General features: G+C 68.4%; 20 protein-coding genes. 11 read left to right on the forward strand and 9 right to left on the reverse strand.

The genetic code is table 11. The features are described from left to right. From QM741_RS06340 to QM741_RS06360, 5 genes are all read left to right on the forward strand, one after another. Positions 1-534, forward strand: coding sequence for a DUF4381 domain-containing protein (locus QM741_RS06340; protein WP_415206880.1), 534 nt, complete (start codon positions 1-3; stop codon positions 532-534). Further along, a complete protein-coding gene (locus tag QM741_RS06345) occupies positions 527-1,654 on the forward strand; it encodes a vWA domain-containing protein (RefSeq protein ID WP_415206881.1) in 1,128 nt (375 codons plus the stop codon). The genes QM741_RS06340 and QM741_RS06345 overlap by 8 nt, the downstream gene beginning before the upstream one ends. Further along, the gene (locus tag QM741_RS06350) at positions 1,651-3,603 is read left to right on the forward strand and encodes a VWA domain-containing protein (protein WP_415206882.1); all 1,953 of its coding nucleotides are present in this window, start codon (positions 1,651-1,653) and stop codon (positions 3,601-3,603) included. The genes QM741_RS06345 and QM741_RS06350 overlap by 4 nt, the downstream gene beginning before the upstream one ends. Beyond that, positions 3,600-5,360, forward strand: a complete 1,761-nt coding sequence (locus tag QM741_RS06355; RefSeq protein WP_415206883.1) for a BatD family protein — start codon at positions 3,600-3,602, stop codon at positions 5,358-5,360. Before QM741_RS06350 ends, QM741_RS06355 begins: the two co-directional genes overlap by 4 nt. Before the next feature lie 350 nt (positions 5,361-5,710). After that, positions 5,711-6,046, forward strand: a complete 336-nt coding sequence (locus QM741_RS06360; protein WP_415206884.1) for a hypothetical protein — start codon at positions 5,711-5,713, stop codon at positions 6,044-6,046. Positions 6,047-6,090: 44 nt separating this feature from the next. Here the strand turns inward: QM741_RS06360 and QM741_RS06365 are convergent, their stop codons facing one another. From QM741_RS06365 to cutA, 3 genes are all read right to left on the reverse strand, one after another. Next, a complete protein-coding gene (locus QM741_RS06365) occupies positions 6,091-7,698 on the reverse strand; it encodes an APC family permease (protein WP_415206885.1) in 1,608 nt (535 codons plus the stop codon). A 138-nt stretch (positions 7,699-7,836) separates the two neighbouring features. Further along, positions 7,837-9,417, reverse strand: coding sequence for a GMC family oxidoreductase (locus QM741_RS06370; RefSeq protein WP_415206886.1), 1,581 nt, complete (start codon positions 9,415-9,417; stop codon positions 7,837-7,839). A gap of 110 nt (positions 9,418-9,527) precedes the next feature. Next, positions 9,528-9,839, reverse strand: a complete 312-nt coding sequence (gene cutA / locus QM741_RS06375; protein WP_415206887.1) for a divalent-cation tolerance protein CutA — start codon at positions 9,837-9,839, stop codon at positions 9,528-9,530. A gap of 19 nt (positions 9,840-9,858) precedes the next feature. Between cutA and QM741_RS06380 the strand changes: the two genes are divergently transcribed. Further along, complete coding sequence (locus QM741_RS06380; RefSeq protein WP_415206888.1) at positions 9,859-10,761, forward strand: endonuclease/exonuclease/phosphatase family protein; 903 nt, start codon at positions 9,859-9,861, stop codon at positions 10,759-10,761. 47 nt (positions 10,762-10,808) lie between these two features. Here the strand turns inward: QM741_RS06380 and hemC are convergent, their stop codons facing one another. Next, positions 10,809-11,723, reverse strand: a complete 915-nt coding sequence (hemC, locus tag QM741_RS06385) for a hydroxymethylbilane synthase (RefSeq protein WP_415206889.1) — start codon at positions 11,721-11,723, stop codon at positions 10,809-10,811. Positions 11,724-11,875: 152 nt separating this feature from the next. On the opposite strand from hemC, the gene QM741_RS06390 reads away from it, so the two are divergent. Genes QM741_RS06390 through QM741_RS06400 form a run of 3 tightly spaced genes read left to right on the forward strand, consistent with a single transcriptional unit; the run spans position 11,876 to position 14,838 of the window. Next, positions 11,876-13,027 carry a glycosyltransferase gene (locus tag QM741_RS06390; protein WP_415206890.1) on the forward strand — a complete coding sequence of 384 codons (1,152 nt, stop codon included), beginning with the start codon at positions 11,876-11,878 and terminating at the stop codon, positions 13,025-13,027. Then, the gene (locus tag QM741_RS06395) at positions 13,024-13,818 is read left to right on the forward strand and encodes a DUF2334 domain-containing protein (RefSeq protein ID WP_415206891.1); all 795 of its coding nucleotides are present in this window, start codon (positions 13,024-13,026) and stop codon (positions 13,816-13,818) included. Before QM741_RS06390 ends, QM741_RS06395 begins: the two co-directional genes overlap by 4 nt. A 3-nt stretch (positions 13,819-13,821) precedes the next feature. Then, positions 13,822-14,838 carry a lysylphosphatidylglycerol synthase transmembrane domain-containing protein gene (locus tag QM741_RS06400; protein ID WP_415206892.1) on the forward strand — a complete coding sequence of 339 codons (1,017 nt, stop codon included), beginning with the start codon at positions 13,822-13,824 and terminating at the stop codon, positions 14,836-14,838. 82 nt (positions 14,839-14,920) lie between these two features. On the opposite strand, the gene QM741_RS06405 is transcribed toward QM741_RS06400, so the two are convergent. The 3 genes from QM741_RS06405 to QM741_RS06415 are packed head-to-tail and all read right to left on the reverse strand — an operon-like array spanning position 14,921 to position 17,720. Continuing rightward, a complete protein-coding gene (locus QM741_RS06405) occupies positions 14,921-15,694 on the reverse strand; it encodes a glycosyltransferase family 2 protein (RefSeq protein ID WP_415206893.1) in 774 nt (257 codons plus the stop codon). Further along, positions 15,691-16,509, reverse strand: coding sequence for a beta-ketoacyl synthase chain length factor (locus QM741_RS06410; RefSeq protein ID WP_415206894.1), 819 nt, complete (start codon positions 16,507-16,509; stop codon positions 15,691-15,693). The genes QM741_RS06405 and QM741_RS06410 overlap by 4 nt, the downstream gene beginning before the upstream one ends. Further along, positions 16,506-17,720 (reverse strand): beta-ketoacyl-ACP synthase, encoded by a 1,215-nt coding sequence (locus QM741_RS06415; RefSeq protein WP_415206895.1) that lies wholly within the window; start codon positions 17,718-17,720, stop codon positions 16,506-16,508. The genes QM741_RS06410 and QM741_RS06415 overlap by 4 nt, the downstream gene beginning before the upstream one ends. Before the next feature lie 158 nt (positions 17,721-17,878). Between QM741_RS06415 and hemF the strand changes: the two genes are divergently transcribed. Beyond that, positions 17,879-18,784 (forward strand): oxygen-dependent coproporphyrinogen oxidase, encoded by a 906-nt coding sequence (hemF, locus tag QM741_RS06420; RefSeq protein WP_415206896.1) that lies wholly within the window; start codon positions 17,879-17,881, stop codon positions 18,782-18,784. 70 nt (positions 18,785-18,854) lie between these two features. Here the strand turns inward: hemF and QM741_RS06425 are convergent, their stop codons facing one another. Next, a complete protein-coding gene (locus QM741_RS06425; RefSeq protein ID WP_415206897.1) occupies positions 18,855-19,499 on the reverse strand; it encodes a C40 family peptidase in 645 nt (214 codons plus the stop codon). A gap of 359 nt (positions 19,500-19,858) precedes the next feature. On the opposite strand from QM741_RS06425, the gene galE reads away from it, so the two are divergent. Continuing rightward, on the forward strand, positions 19,859-20,866 hold the full coding sequence (gene galE, locus QM741_RS06430; RefSeq protein WP_415206898.1) for a UDP-glucose 4-epimerase GalE: 1,008 nt from the start codon (positions 19,859-19,861) through the stop codon (positions 20,864-20,866). A 55-nt stretch (positions 20,867-20,921) separates the two neighbouring features. Here the strand turns inward: galE and QM741_RS06435 are convergent, their stop codons facing one another. Next, on the reverse strand, positions 20,922-22,121 hold the full coding sequence (locus tag QM741_RS06435) for an acyl-CoA dehydrogenase family protein (protein WP_415206899.1): 1,200 nt from the start codon (positions 22,119-22,121) through the stop codon (positions 20,922-20,924). Between the last annotated feature and the right edge of the window lie 21 nt (positions 22,122-22,142).

A 22,142-nucleotide genomic window follows, 5' to 3' on the forward strand; every position in this document is an offset into this window, starting at 1 on the left:
ATGCTCCAGGCCGCCGCTGCGCAAGGCCCCGAACTGCGCGACATCCACCTGCCGCCGCCGCCGTCGTGGTGGCCGCCCGCGCCGGGCTGGTGGCTGCTCGCGGCGCTGTCGCTCGCATTTTCCCTTTTTCTCTTTCTGTATTTGTATAAAAAATGGCGGATCCGGAGCCGCCGGCGCGCGTTGCTCGCCGAGTTCGAGCGCACGGTCGCCGCGGCACGCGGCGACGGGCCGGCGCTCGCCGCGGCCCTGTCGTCGTTCCTGCGCCGCCTGGCGATGCGCGCCTCGCCCACCGCGTCCACGCTGTCGGGCGAGGCATGGCTCGGCCATCTCGATGCGCGGCTCGGCGGCGAGGAGTTTTGCCGAGGCGTGGGCCGTGCGCTGGTCGAAGCGCCGTATCGCGCACAGGCCGAATTCGACGCGCCGGCGCTGATCGCGTTGGCGCGGCGTGCCGTGCACAAGCTGGCCGACGAAGCCCTCTCCCCCAACGGCTTCTTCGTTGGGGGAGAGGGCTTCGAGGAGGCTCGGGATGTTTGAATTCGCCTGGCCCTGGCTGTTCGTGCTGTTGCCATTGCCGTGGTTGGTCGCGCGCTCGCTCAAGCCCGCGGCAACGCAAGCGAATGCCGCGCTGCGCCTGCCGATCGCATTGAGCGGTTTCGATCTCGCCGGCGGCGCGAATCCGGTCGAGCGCTGGAAACGGTGGTTGGCGTGGCTTGCATGGGCGCTCCTTGTCGCCGCCGCGGCACGACCGCAATGGATCGGAGAACCGATCGATCTCGCCCGCAGCGGCCGCGACCTGATGCTGCTCGTCGACGCCTCGGGCAGCATGGATACGCCCGACATGCGCATCGGCGGCCAGGAGGTCACGCGCTACGGCGCGGTGAAGGCCATAGCGGGCGACTTCATCCGCCGTCGCGTCGGCGACCGCCTCGGCCTGATCGTGTTCGGCAGCCAGGCCTATCTGCTGACGCCACTGACTTTCGACCGCGACACGGTCGGCAAGCAGCTCGGCGAATCGGTGGTCGGCCTGCCGGGCCGCGAGACGGCGATCGGCGATGCGGTCGGGCTCGCGGTCAAGCGCCTGCGCGTGCGTCCGCAGGACCAGCGCGTTGCGATCCTGTTGACCGACGGCGTCAACGATGCCGGCGAACTCGATCCGGCCAAGGCGATCGAGCTCGCCGTGGCGGAAAAAGTAAAAATCTATACCATCGGCATCGGCGCCGAGGCGATGCGCGTCAGCGACGGCTTCTTCGGCAGCCGCGTCGTCAACCCGTCGGCCGACATCGACGAGAAGATGCTCGCCGAGATGGCGCAGAAAACCGGCGGACGCTATTTCCGCGCGCGCGACACGGCGGAACTGGCGCAGATCTACCACGAGATCGACCGGCTCGAACCGGGCGTCGACAAGGGTCGGCAGTTCCGCCCCGTCGACGAGCTGTTCTTCTGGCCGCTCGCCGCGGCGGTGCTTCTGGCGCTTTTCGGTGCGGCTGCACCATTTTTTCCTTCTCCCGCCGGGAGAAGGTGCCCCGACGGGGCGGATGAGGGAACGGCGTCGAAGATCACGAGACGCCATCCATTGGTTGAAATGCTCTTCCCTCATCCGGCGCTTCGCGCCACCTTCTCCCGGCCGGAGAAGGGAAGCGAGCGCTTTCCATGAGTATACTTTTCTCCAACTTCAATTTCCTGCGTCCGGCGTGGCTCCTGCTGCTGCTTACGCTGCCGCTGCTCTGGCGCGCGCTGAAGACCGCCGGCAACGACGCGCAAGCCTGGCGCGGCGCGGTCGATGCGCACCTGCTCGAACATCTGATCGTGCGCAACGATGCCGCGGCGCCGGCGCGCAGCCCGGTATGGCTCGCCGTGGCGGCGCTGGCGCTCGCGAGCCTGGCGCTGGCCGGGCCGGCCTGGGAGCGCCTGCCGCAGCCGCTCTACAAGAATCAGGCCGCGCGCGTGATCGCGCTGGAGCTGTCGAACACGATGCTCGCGCAGGACGTGAAGCCGAGCCGCTACGCGCGCGCGCGCTACAAGATCGCCGACATCCTCGAGCGCTCGGGCGATGCGCAGGTCGCGCTGATCGCCTATGCGGGCGACGCCTTCGTCGTCGCGCCGTTGACCGACGATGCGAACACGGTCGCCAGCTTGGTCGATTCGCTCGATCCGTCGGTGATGCCCGCGCCGGGCAACGACACCGGCAAGGCGATCGACCTCGGCGTGAAACTGATCCGCCAGGCCGGCGTGCGCGAGGGCGAGATCGTCCTGCTCGCCGACGGCGCCGGCGCGGACGCGGATGCCGCCGTTGCGCGCGCGCGCAGCGCGGGCGTGCGCGTGTCGGTGCTCGGCATCGGCAGCGCGCGGGGTGCGCCTGTTCCAGTCGGAGGCGATGCGCTGGGCGAAGGCGGCTTCCTCAAGGACAAGTCCGGCAACATCGTGTTGCCGAAGCTCGACGGTGCGGCATTGGCCGCGCTCGCGCAGGCGGGTGGCGGGCGTTACGCGGAGTACCGCGGCGACGCGGGCGATCTTGAGGCCATCCTCGACAGACTTGCGCAAGGCGGCGAGGCGGCGAAGGACGCGAGCGGCAACGAAGTGCAGAGCGAGCGTTTTCTCGACCGCGGCCCGTGGCTGCTGCTCGCGCTGCTGCCGCTCGCCGCGCTCGGCTTCCGTCGCGGTTGGCTGTTGCTGCTGCCGTTCGCGCTGCTCGCTTCGCCGCATCGCGCCGAGGCGAGCGTGTGGACCGACCTGTGGCAACGCGCCGACCAGCAGGCGCAGGCCCAACTCGATGCGGGCAAGCCGAAAGAGGCGCAGGCGCTGGCGAAGAATCCCGAGTTGCGCGGCACCGCGGCGTACCGCGCGGGCGACTATGCCGCGGCGATGAACGACTTCGCCGCCGCGGCCGCTGCGCAAAAAGAGTCGGCCGATGCGCAATACAACCGCGGCAACGCGCTCGCGAAGCAAGGCAAGTTCGAGGAGGCGATCGCGGCCTACGACGACGCGCTCAGGCGCGCGCCCGGCATGGCCGATGCCATTGCGAACAAAAAGGCCGTCGAGGATTTCCTCAAGAAGAAACAACAGCAGGATCGGCAGCCGAAGGATCAGCAGGATCATCAGGGCAACAAACAGCAACAGCCCGGCAACGATCAGCCGCAGGATTCACGGGACTCGAAGGACGGCAAGGGCGACCAGCAAGGCGACAGCGGTGGCGAGAAAAAGGAATCGAAAGACCGCGGCAAGGACGAAAGCGGCGGCAGCGATCAGGACGGCAAGCCGCAGGATTCGCAGAAGCAGAACGAGTCTGCCAGGAGTCAGGACAAGCCGGGCGCGGAGAAGAACGCCGCACAGCCGCCGGGGCAGGGCGGCGAGGCGGGCAAGGAATCGCAGGAAAAATTCCGTCAGGGCATCGACAAGGCGCTGGATGGGAAAACCGCAGACGGCAAGAAGCCGCAGCCCGTGCGCCTCGGCGCGCGCGAGGGCGAGGCGCGCAGCGAAAAGGACCAGGCCGTCGAACAATGGCTGCAACGCGTGCCGGACGATCCAGGCGGCCTGTTGCGGCGCAAGTTTTTGCTGGAGCATCAGCGCCGCCGGCAGGGCGCGGCGCAGGAGGATTCGCAATGAACGGTTTTCCGTCACGAGTCGCTGTGGTGCTGGTCGCACTGTCCGCCTGCATCAATGCGCACGCCGCCGAAGTGCGCGCGTGGCTCGACCGCAACGACATGCAGCTCGGCGAAACGGTGACGCTCAACGTCGAGGTGAGCGACGACGCTCGCGCAGCGCAGCCCGACTTCAACGTGCTGCGGCAGGACTTCGACCTGCTCGGCACGCAGAGTTCGTCGTCGATGAACATCGTCAACGGCTCGGCGACGTCGAAGCTGCTCTGGGCGGTCGGGCTCGAGCCTAAGCGCGCCGGCACGCTGACGATTCCCGCGCTCACCGTCGCCGGCATGCAGACGCAGCCGTTGACGCTGACCGTCGCGCCCGCAGGCACGGCGTCGGGCAAGGCCGGCGACGATATCTTTCTCGACCTCGATGTCGAGCCGCGGTCGCCCTACGTGCAGCAGCAGGTGCACGTCACGGTGAAGCTCTACTATGCGCTCAACCTGACCGACGGCAATCTCGAGGACCCGCACGGCGACGGTCTGGCCGCGCGCAAGCTCGGCCAGGACGCGCAGTACACGGCGGAGGTGGAAGGGCGCCGCTATCGCGTGCTCGAGCGTCATTACGCGCTCACCGCCGAGAAAAGCGGCGCGGCGACGCTCGCGCCGATCGTGTTCCGCGGCCACGCGGTCAATCCGAACGACATCAACAGCTTCTTCACGCGCGGGCGCAGCGTGAGCGCGCAGGCGCCCGGCACGACGCTCGACGTGCGTCCGCGCCCGGCAAGCTCGGGCACCGACGCGTGGCTGCCCGCGCAATCGCTGACCCTGACCGCCGACGGCGTCGACGCGAGCACGCGGGCCCGGGTCGGCGAGCCATTGACGCTGACGCTGCATCTGAAGGCGCAAGGCCTCGCGTTCGAGCAGTTGCCCGAACTGAAGCTGCCCAGGATCGACGGCGCCGACGTCTATCCCGACAAGGAAGCGCAGGTCAATCGCGACGACGGCGCCTGGCAGTACGGCGAGCGCACGCGCAAGTTCGCGATCGTGCCGAACCGTACCGGTACGCTGACGATCCCACCTCTGGCGCTGAGCTGGTGGGACACGCAGAACGACCGTGCCGCGAGCGCCGATCTCCCGGCCGTGAAGCTTGACGTGGCCGCAGGAACGGGCGGTTCGACTGCTCTTGCCACCGCCGCGAATGCGACCGCTGCCGCAGGCGCACAGGATGTCGCACCGGCAACCGCTCCGTCGCCTTTGTCCGAATCGGGATCCGACGCCGGAGCGACGACGCCGTGGCGCGCGATTGCATTCGCCGCCGTCGCGCTGTGGCTGTTGACCGCGATCGCATGGATCGTCTGGATGCTGGCGCAGCGACGCAAGAGGGATACGGCATCTTCGGCTCCCGCCTCGGCGAGGCCGGTCGACGCAAACGCGAGCGCGGCGCGCAAGGTGTTCGTCGATGCCTGCAAGCGCAACGATGCCTCGGCCATCGCGCGCGCTCTGCTGGCATGGGCGCGCAGCAAGGGCGGCACGGCGCGCACGCTCGGGGAACTTTCCTCGTCGCTGGGCGAAGATGCACAGCGCAGCGCGTTGCGCGATCTCGAGCGCCATCTCTACGCCGCGGATGCGAGTGCGTTCGACGGGGCGCGCATCGCTGCGGCATTTCGCGGCGGTCCCGCATTCAACGCAAGCACGGTGACGGAAGCGGAGTCGCCGTTGCCTCCGCTGTATCCGTTCCGGATACGGCAGGAACCGCCCTCGCGAACGTTGCATTGAAACCCAGTGGGAGCTTTTCGTTTCAAGTCCGGATGCGAAGAGCGTCCCCTTCTGCTCTTCGAGCACCTTCCTCCGCGCCGCGCGCAGGGGAAGAGTCCGCACATCGCAGTGCTTTTTTTCGCTTCCCTTGCGTAGCGGGAACAGTGTCGTTTTTTGCCTCCTCGTAGGACGAGGCAAGCGATTGAAGAAGACGCTTTTGCAAGCGCCAAAATCGAAAGCGCGCAGGCGACCAAATTCACGTTCGTTGCATCTGATCTTGCGGAAGTCACCCGTCGGTGAAAAACGGCATCGCAGGATGCCGAGGGTGTCGGCTTGCCGAAATTCCCGAGTCAATCCTTCGGAGAAAACCCATGCGCAAAATCGTTGTGGCAATGTTGCTGGCCGTGTTGTCGAACGCGGCGTTCGCCGATGTCCTCTATCACGTCGACCTCGCTCGCACCGGCGCCCGGATCATTTCATTCGAGGTCGCCGCGCGAGGCAGCGATCGTTTCCATTCGGTGCCGATCAGTATCTTGGGGGCCGGCGATACCGTCACCGTTTCGATACGCCGGGCCGAGGGCGATTGCATCCGCGACCTACGTATTGGCTTCGCCGACGGGCATCGCGTCGTGCGTCGCGATTTCGACATCTGCAGGCTGGCCACGCTGCGGCCCGGCGAAAATCTGCTGTTCGCAGCCAGGCCGTAGCGTCATGGGGGCGGGAATAAATTCCCGCTCGCCTTCGATTGAAGTCAGTCACGCGCCGCTTCGACGCTGTTCCGTTCGACGTCGGGCGTGCGCCAGCCGCACTTGACGCCCCAGAAGTAGAACGCGACGCCGACGAGCGCGACGACGACGAGGTCCCAGCCATAGGCCAGATAGCCACGGCCGCCGAAGCGCGTGCTGCCGCCCCACGAGACCAGCGCGATCACGGGCAGGTAGCAGATCAGCCACCATGCTCCGGCCAGTTGGCGGCGGAAATCGTGCCAGCCGTTTTTCACCTGATAGTAGAAATACCAGGGCAAGGCGACCACGATCAACAGGATGATCTCGCCGGTCAGCGGCCACTTCGCCCAGTAGAGCAACTCGGTCGAGAACACGAAAGCGAGCAGGGCGAACACCGGCAGCGCCGGCAGATGCAGCGGCCGGCGCAGCTCCGACGCGGTGCGACGCAGGGTCATCGCGCTGACCGGGCCGGTCAGGTAGGAGATGATCGTCGCCACCGAGATCACCGCCGCGAGCGTGCCCCAGCCGCGGAAGAAGAACAGGAACAGGTACGACACGCCGAGGTTGAACCACATCGCCGCGCGCGGCACGCCCCAGACCGGATGCACCTTGCCGAACGCGTCCGGCATCGTGCCGTTCCTCTGCATGCCGAAGAGCATGCGCGCGGTCGTCGCGGTGTAGGTGATGCCGGTGCCGCTCGGGCTGATGAAAGCGTCGGCGTAGAGCAGCATCGCCAGCCAGTTGAGGTTGACGAGCAGCGCGAGTTCGGCGAACGGCGAGCGGAAATCGACGCCTTTCCAGCCGGCCTTGGCGAGCAGGTCCGGCGGCACCGAACCGAGGTAGGCGACCTGCAGGATCAGGTAGACCACCGTCGCCAGCGCTATCGCGCCGAAGATCGCGAGCGGAATGCTGCGCTCGGGATTGCGCGCCTCGCCGGCGAGGTTGATCGGGCTCTGGAAGCCGTTGAAGCTGAACACGATGCCGGCGGTGGCGACCGCGGTCAGCACCGCGGCGAAATCCATCGTGTGCCCGCTGCCGTCGATGCCGACGTGGAAGTTCTCCGCATGGAAGCCGCTCGCGATCAGGGCGATGCCGGTCAGCGCCGGCACGACCAGCTTGAAGACGGTGATCGCGCTGTTCGAGCGCGCGAACAGTTTCACGCTCCAGTAGTTCAGCAGGAAGTAGACGATGACGAGGACGGCGGCGATCGCGATACCGGGCGGCGTCAGCTCGCCGTGGCCGTCGGGCAGATGCATGTACAGGTCCTGCGCCCACTGCCACGGCCACGAGGCCATGTACTGCACCGAGGCTTCGGCCTCGACCGGGATCACCGAGACGATGGCTATCCAGTTCGCCCAAGCGCCGATGAAGCCGACCAGAGAGCCGTGCGAGTACTGGCTCATGCGCACCATGCCGCCCGATTCGGGGAACATCGCGCCGAGTTCGGCGTAGGTCAGCGCGATCGTCGTGATCACGACCGCGCCGATCACCCAGGCCCAGACCGCGCCGGGCCCGGCAAGCCCCGCCGCGCGCCAGGCGCCGAACAGCCAGCCCGAACCGATGATCGAGCCGAGGCCGGTCAGCATCAGCGCGAACGCACCCACGTCGCGGCGAATCGCCTTGTGTTGTTCCATGCCAATCCCCGAAGAGGCGCGGCGTGCGCGCGAGATGAGCAGGGATTCTGGCCGAAGTCGGCACGGCGGGCAAACGCGGAGCCGTTTCACCTCTTCCGCTGGCGCGAGAAAGGGCGGAGTGTCGGGGCGGATCGCGCTCTACGCGGCCTGGATCAGCTCCGCCGCGCGCTCGGCGATCATGATCGTCGGCGCGTTGGTATTGCCGGCGACCAGCGCCGGCATGATCGAGGCATCGACCACGCGCAGCGCCTCGATGCCGCGCACATGCAGCTCGGCATCGACCACGGCGCCGTCGTCCGCGCCCATGCGGCAGGTGCCGACCGGGTGGTAGATCGTCTCGGCCTTGCGCCGCACGAAGGCTTCGAGGTCGACGTCGCTTTTCGCCTCGGCGCCCGGAAAGATTTCGCCACCACGGTATTTGTCGAACGGCGCCTGGGCGAAGATCTCGCGCGACAGTTTCGTCGCTTCGATCATCATCTTCAGGTCGAAGCCTTCGGCATCGGAAAGATAGTTCGCATGGATCCGCGGCGTCCTCGACGGATCGGCCGAACGCAGGCGGATTTCGCCGCGGCTGCGCGGGCGCAGGAAGCAGGCGTGCACGGTGTAGCCGTGGCCGGGCAGGCGATGGCGGCCGTGGTCGTCGAGCATCGCCGGCACGAAGTGGAACTGCACGTCGCAGTTCGCGTCGGGCGCGAAGCGCGAGCGCACGAAGCCGCCGGCTTCGGCGACGTTCGAAGTGCCGGGACCGCGGCGCTTCGTCAGGTACTGCCAGGCCACCGCCGCGTCGTTGAGCTGGTCGTAGGTGACCGGCCGCGTGCTGTGCTGCAGGGTACAGACGTCGAGATGGTCCTGCAAGTTGGCACCGACGCCGGGGAGATCGTGCGCGACCGCGATGCCGAGCGCGCGCAAGTGATTGGCCGGCCCGATACCCGAAAGCATCAGCAATTGCGGCGAGTTGATCGCGCCGCCGCAGAGGATGACTTCGCCGCCTTCCGCGCGCGTGAGTCGGCCGCGATGGCGGTAGTCGACGCCGACCGCGCGCGTGCCCGAGAGCAGCATGCGTTCGGTCGCCGCGTGCGTCAACACGGTCAGGTTCGCGCGTCCGCGCGCGGGCTTGAGGAACGCCTGTGCGGTCGAGGCGCGCGCACCGTTCTTCTGCGTCACCTGGTAGTAGCCGAAGCCGGCCTGTTCGCCGGCGTTGAAATCGGCATTGTGCGCATGGCCCGCGGCGATGGCCGCATCGATGAACGCCTGCGAGAGTTCGTTGTGGTGGAACAGGTCCGACACGCCGAGCGGGCCGCCGACGCCGTGCCATTCGCCCGCACCGCGCACGTTGTCCTCCGAGCGCTTGAACACCGGCAGCACGTTGCGCCAGGCCCAGCGCTCGTCACCGCTCGCGCGCGCCCAGCCGTCGTAGTCGCTTGCGGCGCCGCGCACGTAGCACATCGCATTGATCGAACTCGATCCGCCGAGCACGCGCCCGCGCGGCCACCACAGGCGGCGCTGGCCGAGTTGTGCTTCGGGCTCGGTGGTGTAATTCCAGTTGATGTGCTTGTTGCTCACCAGCTTGGCGATGCCGGCGGGCATGTGGATGAACGGATGCCAGTCGGATGGGCCCGCTTCGAGCAGCAGCACGCGCCGGTTCGGATTTTCGCTCAGGCGGTTGGCCAGCACGCAGCCGGCCGATCCGGCGCCAATGATGATGCAGTCGTACTTCATGCGAAATCCCTGGCGCCGCGCGCGCGGCCGATGCGCACGAGGCTAATGGTCGAGGCTAGAGCAGATGCTCCATCGCGCTGCAGCAGCAAGGCCCGTCGGCTGCGCCGGCGTCAGGCCGGGTTCTCGATCCAGGCGAGATATGGCGCGTGCGCCGCCGTGACGTCGAGCGCGACCACTTCCGGCAATTCGTAGGGATGCAGGGCGACGATGCGCTCGCACAGCGCGTCGAAGCGTTCGCGCGTGGCCTTGACGATCAGCAACTGCTCCTCGGCGCGGCAGAGCCTGCCCTGCCAGCGGTAGGTCGAGACCACGTTGGCGATGCGGTTGACGCAGGCGGCGAGACGTTCCTCGACGAGCGCGGCGGCGATGCGCTCGGCAGTGGCTTCGTCAGGGCAGGCGCACAGCGCTATGATCGCGGTCATGTCGGGAGAGGAGAAAGCGATGTCCGGGTATCTATCCTGCCGCGAAAAAAATCCGCGTCAACCGGGTTCCGCGCACCGTACGTTGCGCGTGCTGCTCGGTGCGCTCGGCCTGTGCGCCGCCTCGTTCGCGGGCGCGGCGGCGCCGACGGCCGAGTTCAACGTGGCGACGTACAACCTGCGGTTGAACGTGGCCTCGGACGGGCCGAATTCGTGGCCGCACCGCGTCGAGGCGGTCAAGGCGCTGATTCGCTACCACGAATTCGACATCGTCGGCACGCAGGAAGGCCTGCCCGGGCAGATCGCCGATCTCGACGCGATGCCGGGTTTCGCGCACGTCGGCGCCGGACGCGACGACGGCAAGGATGCGGGCGAACACTCGGCGATCCATTACCGCACGACACGCTTCGATCTCGAAAAGCATGGCGACTACTGGCTCAGCGAAACGCCGGACCGGCCCTCGAAAGGATGGGACGCGAAGTGCTGCAACCGCATCGCAAGCTGGGCGAAGCTGCGCGACCGCGTCAGCGGCAAGCATTTCTTCGTCTTCAACGTGCATTTCGACCACGAGGGCGACGTGGCGCGGCGCGAATCGGCGAAACTGATGCTGCGCAAGATCCGCGAGATCGCGGGCGGCGACACGGTGATCTGCACGGGCGATTTCAATTCCACGCCGGATACCGAGCAGATCCGCACGATGAAGACGGCCTTGCGCGATGCGCGCGAGGCGAGTGCGGAACCGCCCTACGGTCCCGAGGGCACCTTCGAGGACTTCAAGCTCGACTCGAAGCTGCCCGAGCGCATCGACTACATCTTCGTCAGCCGCGGCGTTGACGTGCTCAAGTACGCGACGCTGACCGACAGCGTCGAAGCGCGCTTCCCGTCGGACCATCTGCCGGTCGTGGCGCGGATCCGATTGCCGTAACGCTTGCCTTCTTCGGGCGGGAGAAGAAAAGCCGGGTTGGCGCCGGGTCAGCGTTTCAGCAAATCTCCCGCGCCGCGCGCGAGCAATTCCTCCGCGACCGCACGGCCCAGGGCCTCGGGTTCCGTGTCGAACGCGGCGGTGGACGCGGCGCGGATCAGTTTTCCGCTCGCCGCGTCGCCGACGAGGCCGTGCAGGTGCAGGCCGTGTTCGACCTCGATGCAGTACGCCGCGATCGGCACTTCGCAGCTGCCTTGCAGGCGCCGCGTCAGCGCGCGTTCGGCGCCGGCGCAGCGCGCGGTCGCCGCATCGTGCAGCGGCGCGAGCAGTGCGGCGCTGCGCTCGTCGCCGGTGCGCAGTTCGACCGCGATCGCGCCCTGCGCTGCGGCCGGCAACCAGTCGGGCGCAGCGAGGCGGCTGCGGATGCGCGTGCCGAGGCCGAGCCGTTCGAGGCCGGCGCAGGCGAGCACGATCGCGTCGTAGTCGCCCGCGTCGAGCTTGGCCAGGCGCGTGTTGACGTTGCCGCGCAGGTCGAGCAGTTCGAGGTCGGGGCGCAGCGCGCGCAGCTGCGCCTGCCTGCGCAGCGACGAGGTACCGACGCGCGCGGCGCGCGGCAGTTCGTCGAGGCGTGCGAAGTCGACGCTGACGAAGGCGTCGGCCGCGTCCGCACGCTCAAGCACGGCGCCGACGGCGAAACCGGCGTCGAGCTCCATCGGCATGTCCTTGTACGAATGCACGGCGAGGTCGGCGCGGCGCTCGGCGAGCGCGACTTCGAGTTCCTTGAGGAACAGTCCCTTGCCGCCGATCCGCGCGAGCGGCCGATCGAGGATGCGGTCGCCGCGCGTGGTCATCGGCAGCAACTCGACGACGAGGCCCGGATGCGCTGCGCGCAGCCGCGCGGCGACGTGTTCGGCCTGCCACAGGGCGAGCGCGCTCTGGCGCGTGGCGATTCTCAGCACGTTCATTCGCGTGTCCGTCCGGCATGGCGTGAAGGAGGCCATTATCGCCGCACGGCGCGGAAAAGACTCGATGCTTCGCGCGGCCGCCCGTGGCGTAATACGTTTGTCACGCTGCGACCGCATCGTGCACGCCGTTTCCACGGCGCCCGCTGCGCACGATGCATATCGCCGACATCAGCCTGTTCTTCGCGCCGCATTCGGGCGGAGTGAAGCGCTATCTTCTGGCCAAGCACCGCTGCCTGGCCGCGCGCGCGGGGGTGCGCCATAGCCTGCTCGTGCCGGGTCCGGCGACGGGCGAGATCGAGCCGGGCATCTTCACGCGCGCCGCCGTGCGCATTCCCTGCGCCGGCGGCTACCGCGTGCCGCTGCGTCCGGCGTGCTGGCGGCACGCGCTCGCCGCGCTGCGGCCCGACGTGATCGAGGTCGGCGACCCGTACCATCTCGCCTGGGCCGCGTTGGCCGCGGCGTGCGACTGCGGTGCGCTGACGGTCGCGTTCGCGCATTCCGACCTGCCGCGCATGCTCGCGAGCCGCTTCGGCCGCATCGCCGGCCGCGCCGCGGATGCGTATCTGCGCCGCCTCTACTCGCGCTTCGACCTGGTGCAGGCGCCGAGCCGGCTGATCGCGCAGCGCCTGCGCGACAGCGGCATCGCGCGCATCGTCGTGCAGCCGCTCGGCGTCGATGCCGACGCGTTCCATCCGTCGCGGCGCGACGAATCGCTGCGCCGCGAACTCGGCCTCGCCGACGACGCGCGCCTGGCGATCTTCGCCGGCCGCATGGCGCGCGAAAAGGACGTGCCGCTGCTGCTGCGCACGTTCGCGCGGCTGGGGTCGCGCCATCACCTCATCCTCGTCGGCGGCGAGCGCCGCGAGGCGCTGTCGGCGAACGCGACGATGCTGCCCTACGAGCAGGACCCCGCGCGCCTCGCGCGCCTGCTCGCCAGCGCCGACATGCTCGTGCACGCGGGTGCGCAGGAAACCTTCGGCCTGATCGTGGTCGAGGCGATGGCCTGCGGCCTGCCCGTGGTCGGCGTGCGTGGCGGCGCGCTGCCCGAGCTGATCGACGATTCGGTGGGCGCGCTCTTCGCGGCGGGCGACGCGGACTCGCTCTGCGCCGCGATCGAAAAAGTATGCTCGGGCGACGCGGCGGCGATGGGCCGGCGCGCACGCCTGCGCGCCGAGCGTCGCTACGCGTGGTCGAGCGTGTTCGACCTGCAACTCGAGCGCTACGCGCGCCTGCTGCGCACGCGCGGATTGCCCGCGGCAACCGGCGGCGCCTTCGAGCCTGCCGACGCGACGAGCCCGCCGTGAGCGCGCGGTTGTGCATCGCGCTGCACGACGTCGCACCGGCGACGTGGCTGCGGTGCGCGCGCTTGCTCGATCTCGTCGATGCGCTCGGCGCGCCGCCGCTGACGCTGCTCGTGGTGCCGGACTGGCACAGGGCGGGGCGCGTCGACGGGTCGCCGGATTTCCGTCGCGCGATCGCCGCGCGCCTCGCGCGCGGCGACGAGATCGCGTTGCACGGCTATTCCCATCGCGACGATGCGCCCGCGCCGCGCGCGCCCGCGGCATGGCTGCGTCGCCGCGTGCTGACTGCGGGCGAAGGCGAATTCGCCGCGCTCGATGCGGACGCCGCCGCAGCGCGCATTCGTGACGGGCTCGATCTGCTGCGCGCGCAGGGCTGGACGGTCGACGGCTTCGTGCCGCCGGCCTGGCTCGCGGGCGCGGGCACGCGCGCGGCGCTGCGACGCACCGGCCTGCGCTGGACCTCGACGCATACGGCGCTGATCGCGCTCGATGGCGATGGCGAGCGGCGCTTCACCGCGCCCTGCCTCACCGCCTCGCCGCGCTCGCGCTGGCGGCGTGTAGCGAGCCGCGCGTTCCTGCGCGCCGGCCTGTGCCTCACCGCGCAGGCGCCGCTCGTGCGCGTCGGCCTGCATCCGGCCGATGCCGACCACGCCGACCTGCTCGTGTGCTGGCGCGACGTGCTCAGCGAGTTGCTCGGTCGCCGCCGGGCCGTCACGAAATCCCAAGCCATCTCTGCGATCGTCCATGACCGCGGAGATCAAAAAGCCGCCATCCTTGGCGACGCTTCTCGATAAGGCATGCGCCATACCGGCACGCTGCTGATCTTCGCCGCGCTGCTCGTGGCGCTGGTCGTGCCGGTCTGGCTCGGCGGGCGCCATGCCGTGTTCGCGAGTTTCGATCTGGCGACGCATGCCTACCTGGCCATCGTGGCCCTCGCCGTGTTCGGCTGGAGCATGCGCGCGCTGAAACAGTGGCTGCTGATCCAGCGCCTCGGCCTTGCCGTCGGCGCATGGCGCAATCTTGCGATCTCGCTGGCCATCGACTTCGCCTTCCTCGCCACGCCGGGCGGTGTCGGCGGCTACGCGGCCGGCATCTGGTACCTGCGCGGCATCGGCGCCTCCTACGCGCAGGCGACGGCGCTCGCGGCGGCCGACCAGGTCCTCGACCTGATGTTCTTCGCGATCGCGATGCCGGTCGCGGCGCTGTGCCTGTCGCAGACCGCGGAACTCTCGCCGTGGCTGGCGCACGGCGCGGCGTTCGGCGGCATAGTCGCGCTCGCCCTGCTCGTCGCGCTCGTGCTCGCGCGCAGGCCGATCGGCGCATGGTTCTTCGGCGCGCGCGGGCCGCTGGCACGCATCGCCTTCCTGCGCCGGCGCCGCAACGCGCTACGCGGCTTCGTCGACAACGTGCTCGCGCAGACCCGCGTGCTGATGCGCGGATCGCCCGCGTACTTCGCCCTCGCGTTCGCCTCGACCGCGGTGCAATGGCTCGCGCGCTACGGCGTGCTCTGGCTGATCCTGACGCTGTTCGGCGCTTACGTGCCGTTCTCGCTCGCCCTGCTGCTGCAGGGCGTCGTGCTGCACGTCGCGCAGTGGACCGGCATGCCGGCCGGCGGCGGCGGCGCGGACCTCGGCCTCGCCGCGACGCTGGCGCCATTCGTGGCGACCGCGACGGTCGCCAGCGCACTGCTGCTCTGGCGAATTGCGACGCTGTACCTGAACCTGCTTGCCGGCATGATCTCGATTGTCGCCTTGCGTTGGCAGCCGGGGAAGCAGAACGACCTGACCGGGGGTTACGCGGATGAACACAGATGAAGCGAAGGTTGTCGGCCGCAAAGAGTTTTCTCGTCGCCTTCCTTTGCGCCTTTTGCGTTCTCGACGGTCAAAACAATGCTTCTCACATCGCCGGCATATCGACCACGATCGGCGCCACCTTGCGCGATCGGCGCAGGTTGCCGAGCATGAGACCGCCGCGCAAAAGACGGCCCGCGATCATGCGCGTGATGCGGACGACATCGCGGACCGGCTTGAAATGGCTCGCGCGCCGCTCCTCCTCGTAGCTGGCCTTGATCGGCACCGAGACCGTGCGGATACCGTGTGCGGCACACTCGATCAAAATTTCACTCTCGAACACGAAGCCGTCGTGCGGCAGCGCGAGCGCAATGTCGATCGCCGCACGCGGGTAGTAGCGCTGGCCGCTTTGCGAATCGACGATACGCTGGCCGCAGGCCCACGATACCCAGAAGTCGGCCTGCGCGTTGCCGAAGCGATTCTTGTCCGGCTGCGCGTCGCGGCCGAGCAGGCGCGCGCCGATGACGACGTGGTTCGGGTATTTTCCGGCCGCGGCGAGCAGGCGCGGCAGGTCGGCCGCAGCGTGCTGGCCGTCGCCGTCCATCGTCAGCACCCCGTCGGCGCCGAGTTCGAGCGCGCGGCGGAAACCGTCGCGCAGCGCCATCGCCTTGCCCTGCGGCGCGGTGTGGCGGATCAGCTCGACCGCAAGCCCCGCGACCGCCGCGCTGGTGCCGTCGCTGGAGCCGTCGTCGACGACGATCACCTTAGCGCAGACGCGCAGCGCCGCTTCCGCCACGGCGCGGATCGCGCGCTCCTCGTTCAGCGCCGGAATCACGACGACGCCGGTCGCCGGCGCGGACTGAGTCTCGTCCTTGGTCAAAACGCGATCTCCAGATGCAAGGTCGATGGCGGCAAGTCTTTGTCGTCGTGCAGGGCGAAGTCAAACGTTGCCGGCTCGCGCCGCGCCAGCGCGGCGAGCAGCGGCAGCCCGACCGCGGCCGGATTGCGCTCGCGCAAAGCGTGCAGCGCCGCGGGCAACGGCGCAAGCTGCGCCGCGTCGCCGTCGCGCAATTGCAGGCGCAGGCGCCGCGCGTGCGCGCCCGCCGGCGGCGCGAGCACGAGGGCGACGGCGAACGCCGCGTCGCAGTCGATCATGCCGGCGAGCGGGCCGGAGGCGGCGACGTCGACCGCGACGCAGAGCACCGGCGTCGCCTCGGCGCAGGCGATCGTCGCCGTTTCGAGCAGGCCTGCGGCGAACGTTGCGCGGCCGGCGCTGAGCGCGGTCGACGAGGCCGTGCAGCCCGCGGCGATCGTCCAGTATCCGGCCGGCGCGTTGTGCACGGAGTTGTGGAATTTCGTCGGCGACAGCTCGCGCGGCGCGCGCGCGAGCACGGCGCAGAGATAGTCGTTGATCGCGAGATCGCCGTAGCTCGACGCGAACACGTTCGGCAGCTCGCATGGTGCGCGGCCGGCCATGCGGCATGCTTGTTCGGCCGCCGCCGCCGCGAGCAGCACCGACTGCGGCGCACGGCGCTGTTCGTTCGGCGACAACAGCGTAACCTTCGGAATTGCCGCGGCCGGTTCGTCGACATGGTGACCGGTGCCGCGCAGCGCCGCGGCGGCGACCGTCCAGTCCGGCAGCCCCGGCGCGCACAGGCCGATTCCTTCGATCGCGAGGTCCAGCGCCGCGCTCATGCGGCGTCCCCACGCGCGAACGCGAGGCAGCAATTGTTGCCGCCGAAGCCGAACGAATTCGACAGCGCGATGCGCAGGTCCGCCTCGGAATTGTCGATGCGGATCTGCGGGCCGCAGACCGGATCGAGTTCGCGCGTGTTGAGCGTGCCCGGAGCCATGCCGCGCTCGAGCGCGATCAGCGTGATCGTGGCTTCGAGGATGCCGGCCGCGCCGAGCGTGTGGCCGGTCCAACCCTTGGTCGAACTCGCGCGCGTCGTCGCCGGGAAGCGGCGCGCGACGAGGGCGGCTTCGACGGCGTCGTTCTGCCGGCTCGCGGTGCCGTGCAGGTTGATGTAATCGATCTGGCTTTCGCGCAGGCCCGCTCGCGCGAGCGCATCGTCGAGCGCGCGTTCGGCGCCGAGCCCCTGCGGGTGCGGCGCGGACATGTGGTGCGCGTCGCTGGCCTCGCCGTAGCCGATCAGAAGATTTGTTCCTTTCTCCACTTTTCCACTTTGCGGCATGCGTTCGAGGATGGCGAAGCCGGCCGCCTCGCCGAGCGAGAGGCCGCGCCGGTGCGCGTCGAACGGGCGGCATTCCTCGCTCGAAACGAGTTCGAGCGAGTTGAAGCCGAACAGCACGCTGTCGCAAAGCGTGTCGACGCCGCCGACGATGGCCGCGTCGGCGAGGCCCAGACGCAGCAGGCGCTCGGCGCTGGCGAACACCTTCGCGCTCGACGAACAGGCGGTTGCGATCGTGAGGTTCGGCCCGGCGAGACCGAGCGCGTGCGCGACGAACAGCCCGAGCGCATGCGGTTGGTGTACCTGCGGGCGACGCTGCGCGGCGGGGAGGCGCCCGTCCGCGTCGAGTTCGCGGTAGGCGCGCTCGGTTTCGCCGATGCTCGAAGTCGAGGTGCCGAGCACGAGCGCGATTCGCGTCGCGCCAAAACGTTCGCGCACCGCGAGCGCGCGCTCGCGGAAGCCGTCTGCGTCGAGGCCCAGCCAGGCGAGGCGATGGTTGCGCGAATCGAACGCGGCGAGTTCGCCGGGCAGCGTACACTCCTCGATCCCGGCCACGCGGCCGATGCGGCATTCGAGCGGCTGCGTGGAGAACGTGTTCTGGGTCAGTCCGCTGCGGCGTGTTTCGAGCGCGTGCGCGAGCGCGCCCGTGCCGCGCGCGGCGGCGCAGGTGGCGGTAAATGCGGTGACGGCAAGCGGCGCAATGCGGGCTGGCAAGCGAACGGACGAAAACGAAGAGGATGCGGCGGAGTATAGGTTTGCATGGCGAGGCACCGCAACGCGGCGGCGGCGACTGGAATGAACGGTGCCGTGTCTGCGATCATCCGCGGCGGCGCGACCCGGTCCGCCATTTCGTTTTCCGACGTGCCACCGCCATGCCTACCGACTCGCTCGCTCTCGTCGACATTTTCCTGCGCGACCTGCAGGACCGCATCTGCGCCGCGCTCGAGCGCGCCGACGGCGGCGCGAAATTCGCCGAGGACGCGTGGACGCGCGCCGAAGGCGGCGGCGGCCGTTCGCGCGTACTCAAGCACGGCGCCGTGTTCGAACAGGGCGGGGTCAATTTCTCGCGCGTGGAAGGCAAGGCGCTGCCGCCGTCGGCGACCGCGCACCGGCCGCAACTGGCCGGGCGCGCGTGGACCGCGCTCGGCGTTTCGCTCGTGCTGCATCCGCGCAATCCGTATCTGCCGACCACGCACATGAACGTGCGTTACTTCGAGGCGCGTGCGGACGGCGCCGATCCCGTATGGTGGTTCGGCGGCGGCTTCGACCTCACGCCCTGCTATCCGTTCGACGACGACGTCGTGCACTGGCACCGCATCGCGCGCGACCTCTGCGCACCGTTCGGCGCGGAGGTCCATCCGAAATACAAGCGCTGGTGCGACGAGTATTTCTTCCTCAAGCACCGCAACGAGACGCGCGGCGTCGGCGGTCTGTTCTTCGATGACCTCGATGCGGGCGGCTTCGAGCGCAGCTTCGCCTTCACCCAAGCCGTCGGCAACGGCTTCCTCGACGCCTATCTTCCCATTGTGGAAAAAAGGAAAAGTACACCTTTCGGCGAACGTGAGCGCGAATTCCAGCTCTACCGGCGCGGGCGCTACGTGGAATTCAACCTCATTTACGACCGCGGCACGCTGTTCGGCCTGCAATCGGGCGGGCGCGCCGAGTCGATCCTGATGTCGCTGCCGCCGCGCGTACGCTTCGAATACGGCTATGCGCCCGAGTCCGGCTCGGCGGAGGCGCGGCTGACCGACTATCTGGTGCCGCGCGACTGGGTCTGAGGTTGGGATGCGTCGTTCCTGGCGGTTTCGGAAACCTGCGCTTGCTTCCGCGGCGCGACGCGGGGCCCGGTCAGGACTGGACGTGCACGCGGCGCGCGCCGGCCCAGCGCTTGGCCCAGTAGGGATTGGCCAGTTCGTCGACGCGCACGCGCTTGCCGGGGGAGGGCGAATGGATGAAGCGGCCTTCGCCCATGTAGATGCCGACGTGGGTGATGTGGCTGCGCACCTGGAAGAAGACGAGGTCGCCTACCTTCATCTCCTCGCGCGAAATCTTTTCGCCGTCGCGATATTGGCTCGGCGCGTCGTAGGGCAGGTCGACCCCATAGGTCTTGTTGTAGACGTAGTGGGTGAAACCCGAGCAGTCGAAGCCGGTGGACGGGTCGTGGCCGGCGCGGCGATAGCGGATGTCGCGCAAGGTCATGGCGAAATCGGCGACGCGCTTGCGCGGGATTTTGTAGACCGCACGGTCGATGACGGCATCCATGCTTGCGACAAACCCCGCGTCGGTATCGAGCGCAGGCCTTGCGGCCAACGGGATGCGCGTCGTCGCGGGTTGTGCCACGAACGGGTGGTATTGCGACGGCACGGCCTGGTCGAGCGAGAACGCGACCTGGGCCGTGGAAGCCTGGAAGATCGGAGACTGCGCAAACGACGAGATCGGTGCCACGACCGCAAGAACGGATAGGGCAAGACGGACGATTCGGGTTTGCGACATGGCCGGCGGCTCCCCTGAAACGGGCGGTGGAACGACAAACGAGGGCGCGACCATAGCAAACGGCCCGTTTGGATTGCGTTAATGCACCGTTCAGTTCAAGAACGCTGGTGGTAAAACCACCACTGCGTCATGGATGTGGCGTTTCGCATTGCGGAAGAGTCCGCTCGCATCTGCGCAGCCTGCATGAGCTCATAGGGCCGTCGCCGTTAGGCAAATCCATGCACGGCGGCGATAATGGTAGGCGTCACAGGTCTACCGCGCGTTGTGGATCGGTACGATGAAGGCCGTACCGATTGCGATGCCGCGCACCCGGCGGATCGCCTTCGCCGGCATGAACTTAGCTACCCCAGCAAATCGATATGGCCACGGAAAAACCCAATACGATCCTGCTTACCGGAGGAGCCGGCTACATCGGCAGCCACGTCGTGTTGCAACTCCTCGAAGCCGGCGAAAGTGTCGTTGTGCTGGACAATCTCAGCACCGGTTTTGCCGACGCCGTCGGCGGAGCCGAGTTGATCGTCGGCGACGTCGGCGACCAAAAGCTCGTCTCCGCCATCCTGCAGGAACACCGCGTGCACACGGTGCTGCATTTCGCGGCGCGCACGATCGTGCCCGAATCGGTGGCCGACCCGTTGCGCTATTACGCCAACAACACCTGCGCCACGCGCAATCTGCTCGCCTGCTGCGCGCAGGCCGGCGTCAGGCATTTCGTCTTCTCTTCGACCGCGGCGGTCTACGGCATTCCGGCGAACGGCCTGGCCAACGAGGATACGCCGACCGTGCCGATCAATCCTTACGGCACCTCCAAGTTGATGAGCGAATGGATGCTGCGCGATCTCGCGGCCGCCAGCGCGTTGCGTTACGTCGCGTTGCGCTATTTCAATGTCGCCGGGTGCGATCCGCAGGGACGCATCGGCCAGTCCACCGAAAATGCCACGCTGCTGATGAAAGTCGCCTGCGAAGCGGCCGTAGGCAAGCGAGCGCATTTGTCCATCTTCGGCACGGACTATCCCACGCCGGACGGGACGGGAATGCGCGACTATATCCACGTGACCGACCTGGCGCGCGCGCATCTCGATGCGTTGGACTATCTGCGCGCCGGCGGCGCCTCGACCACGCTGAACTGCGGCTATGGCCATGGCTATTCGGTGCGCGAGGTCATCTCTGCCGTCGAGCGCGCCCATGGCGCACCCATCGCCGTTGTGGAACACGCGAGGCGCGCGGGCGATCCGCCTTCGCTGGTCGCCGATGCGCGCCGCATTCGCGACGTGCTCGGCTGGCAACCGCGTTTCGACGATCTGGACCTGATAGCGAAGACGGCGCTTGGCTGGGAGCGCAAATTGCAGTCCCGCAACAAAGCGGTTTGAAAAAAGTGGTGCGGCTTTGTCGCGAGCGGTTTTTCGCGCCGCCGCGACATCGGCATCAAATCAATGGCGTGATGTTCCGGTCCATGCCGAGTAGCGCCTTTCCGTAGATTTCCTCGCCCACCAGCGGCAGCACCAGCGCATGCCGCGCGGCGGTGTTCGCGTCGCGCCAGATGCGCTGCAACGGATTGGCTTCGGCGAACGCGCCCGCGCCGTGCGCAGAGACCAGCGTGTTGAGCGCCTCGGTGATCGTGCGCGCGACGTAGCCCGCATCGGCGCGGATGCGCGCGCGCGTGCGGAAATCGGGAAATTCCGCGCGCGCTGCGGCGCCGTCGATGTCGTCCGCGGCGCGATAGGCGTGCAGGTGCGCGCTGTCGATCTGCATCGCCGCCGCGGCGACCTGCAACTGGAACGCCGGCGACTCGGCCTGCCGCGCATAGACCGTGTAGGGGATGTTGCGCCTGCTCGCCGATTCGATCACCTGGTCGAGCGCTGCCCGTGCGAGGCCGAGCTGCGGGCCCACGAGCGCCAGCGTCACGACGGGAATGAAGGCGGAGCGGTACAGAGGTTCGCTTTCACGTTCGGTCGCATGGCTGCCACGGACGGCGGCATTCAGCGACATCAGGCGATGGTCGGGAATGAATACGTCCTCGGCGACGAGGCAATTGCTGCCGGTGCCGCGCATGCCCGAAACGTACCAGGTGTATTCGATCGACAACTCGCGCATCGGCGCAAAGCCGAGGTACTGGTCGACGAGCCTGCCGTTGGCGTCGTTTTCGATCAGGCCGAGCATGCCCCAACTGGCATGCAGCGAGCCCGACGCCCAGTACCATTTGCCGGAAACGACCAGCCCACCGTCCACGCGCCGCGTCTGCGCACTCGGCGCGAATACGCCGGCGACGCGTGCGTCGGGATCGGCGCCGAAAATCTCGTCCTGCGCGCGCTCGGACATGAGGCCGACGATCCAGCCGCAGTTGTTGATGAGATTGAGCACCCAGGCGCTGGCGCCGCACGCTTCGGCAAGGATGGAAACCACGTCCAGGTTCGTGCGCATGCTGACCTGGTGGCCGCCGTAGCGCCTTGGCAGCATCAGCCGGAACAGGCCGGCCTGCTTCAACGCCGCGATATTCTCTTCCGCAACGCGGCGTTCGCTGTCGGTCCGCGTGGCGTTGCGGCTCAGCAGGGGCTTGAGGGAACGGGCTCGCTCGACGAGTTCGTCGCGCAATGCCCGTTCGTGGTCGCTGGCCCTCTGCAACATGCTTGCCTCCATCGAAAACAA

The sequence above is a fragment of the Rudaea sp. genome, assembly GCF_047601565.1.
Lineage (GTDB): Bacteria > Pseudomonadota > Gammaproteobacteria > Xanthomonadales > Rhodanobacteraceae > Rudaea.